The following is a 2,159-nucleotide window of genomic DNA, read 5'->3' on the forward strand; positions in this document are numbered from 1 at the left end:
CTGGATCATGCGGGCCATGTGCCATGGCCCCGGCGTGCAGGTGGTGGCCAGCGTGCCGTGCGCCGGGCCCGTGCCGCCGCCGAGCATGGTGGTGATGCCTGACATCAGCGCCTCCTCGATCTGCTGCGGGCAGATGAAGTGGATATGCGCGTCGAAGCCGCCTGATGTCAGGATCTTGCCTTCGCCGGCGATGATCTCGGTTCCGGGGCCGATGATGATGGTAACGCCATCCTGCGTGTCCGGATTGCCGGCCTTGCCGATGGCCGCGATGCGCCCGTCGCGAAGCCCGACATCTGCCTTGAAGATGCCTGCACTGGCATCGATCACCAGCGCGTTGGTGATCACGGTATCGACGGCGCCTTGCGCCCTGGAAACCTGGCTCTGGCCCATGCCGTCGCGGATCACCTTGCCGCCGCCGAATTTCACCTCTTCGCCATGGATGGTGAGATCCTTCTCGACCTCGATGAACAGTTCGGTGTCGGCAAGCCGTACTCTGTCGCCGACCGTCGGGCCGTACATCTGCGCGTAGGCGGCGCGGGTAATTCTGCCCATCAGCGATTGCTCCCGAAATGCGGTTTGCCGAAATGCGGTTGGATTGAAGCGCGGCTGCACATTGCTGCCATCCTATGGTCACGCAATGACCTGCTGGGCGACACCTTCTGATCCCATTTGGCGGTTGAGGTTAGGGGGTCACCCCAGACCGACCGTTTGCCAATCGATGGAAAGGAAAATCCATGCGCAAAACGATAGTTCTTGCCGCCGCAGCCAGCCTGATGCTGGCGGGCGCCGCCAGTGCCCAGCAGCAACCCGCGCCACAGCCCGCTCCGGCGCCGGCAACGCCTGCTCCAGCCACGCCCCAGGCTCAGCCGGCCGTTCCGACGATCCAGAGCGTCAACATCGTCGACATCACGGAGCTGCCAAAGGACACCCAGACGCAGGTCAACCAGGTGATCGCCCAGCGCGGCGATGACGGCTTGAAGAAACTGCGCAGCTCGATCGACGCCACTCCCAAGGTTAAATCGGCGCTCGAGGCCAAGGGAATGACCTCGGCGCAGGTGGTCGCGGCCAGTATGGAACCCAATGGCGCACTGACCCTGATCACCAAGAAGGCGAGCTGACGCCACGGCATGGCGGGCCGGCATCCGTCCGGCCGGCTGCATTGGGAAAGGAACCTTCGCCGGGCCGGATTCGTTTTGTCCTTCTCGCGCTAACCCGCGCCCCGAAACGATTTCTCTCAGGAGCGAGCGATGGCGATCACTTCTTTCTCGACCAGAATGCAGGCAGTCGCCGCCATGACGTTCCTGGCGGCGGCTGGTCCTGCTGCCGGACTGAAGGCGCAAGGACTGGAAAGCACGGAGACCGTCAATCGCATCGTCGGCTCGCAGGTCAAGCAGGAAGAGGCCAAGGCCAACACTGAGGCCGGCAACGTCAACACGGCGATCGACCGCACGCGTGAAAACATCGGCACGGTGCGCAAGACATCCAAGCTCGACAAGGTCGACATCGTGTTCCTCACCGACGCCGCGCGCAGCGAGGGCGGCCCGCCGCCGGAGATCGAGACCAAGGTCAAGCAGCATCAGGACGACATTACGGAGCTGCGCAAGGAGATCGAGGCCAACGCGCTGCTGTTCAACGCCATCGAATCGCGGCGCGTGCAGGCGCAGGATGTCCTCGCCGTCGAATTCGACAATCCCGGAAAGATCGTCATCTACGCCGCGGCCAAGCCATCGAACTGAGCTGAGCGCGCCGGAAGATCTCACAGCTTGCCCATCACCTTCTGCTGAAATCCGTAGACCTCGCGCTTGCCGCCGAGCGGCACCAGCGTGACGTCGCGCTCCTGGCCCGGCTCGAAGCGCATGGCCGTGCCCGCGGCAATGTCGAGGCGCATGCCCCTGGCGCGCTCACGGTCGAATTTCAGCCCCTCATTGGTCTCGAAGAAATGGTAGTGGCTGCCGACCTGGATCGGCCGGTCGCCGCTGTTGGCGACTTTCAGGGTGACGGTCTGCAGGCCCTTGTTGAGCTCGATGTCGCCGCCCACCGTGATGATTTCACCGGGGATCATGGTCACCCTCACACGATGCCGAAGGCGAGACCGATGCCGATCGCCGCGCAGGCGGCACCGGCAGCGCGGGCCAGGCCACGAAACCGGATGCCGAGAC

At 64.1% G+C, this 2,159-nt stretch carries 4 protein-coding genes; 2 read left to right on the forward strand and 2 right to left on the reverse strand.

The window, feature by feature from the left end; all coding sequences use genetic code 11:
* Positions 1–552 (reverse strand): amidohydrolase family protein (locus EN914_RS33000; protein WP_407067828.1); only part of this gene is annotated, 552 nt, incomplete at its 3' end.
* Between the two features lie 182 nt (positions 553–734).
* Between EN914_RS33000 and EN914_RS33005 the strand changes: the two genes are divergently transcribed.
* Together EN914_RS33005 and EN914_RS33010 are read left to right on the forward strand one after the other, a co-directional pair.
* Positions 735–1,118, forward strand: coding sequence for a hypothetical protein (locus EN914_RS33005; RefSeq protein WP_013528400.1), 384 nt, complete (start codon positions 735–737; stop codon positions 1,116–1,118).
* Positions 1,119–1,247: 129 nt separating this feature from the next.
* Entirely contained in the window at positions 1,248–1,736 is a 489-nt protein-coding gene (locus EN914_RS33010; RefSeq protein WP_024502035.1) for a hypothetical protein, read from the forward strand.
* Positions 1,737–1,756: 20 nt separating this feature from the next.
* Here the strand turns inward: EN914_RS33010 and EN914_RS33015 are convergent, their stop codons facing one another.
* A complete protein-coding gene (locus tag EN914_RS33015) occupies positions 1,757–2,062 on the reverse strand; it encodes an urease subunit beta (protein WP_013528398.1) in 306 nt (101 codons plus the stop codon).
* Positions 2,063–2,159 lie beyond the last annotated feature (97 nt).

The sequence above is a fragment of the Mesorhizobium sp. M7A.F.Ca.CA.001.08.2.1 genome (assembly GCF_003998455.1).
In the GTDB taxonomy this organism is placed as follows: Bacteria; Pseudomonadota; Alphaproteobacteria; order Rhizobiales; family Rhizobiaceae; genus Mesorhizobium; species Mesorhizobium ciceri.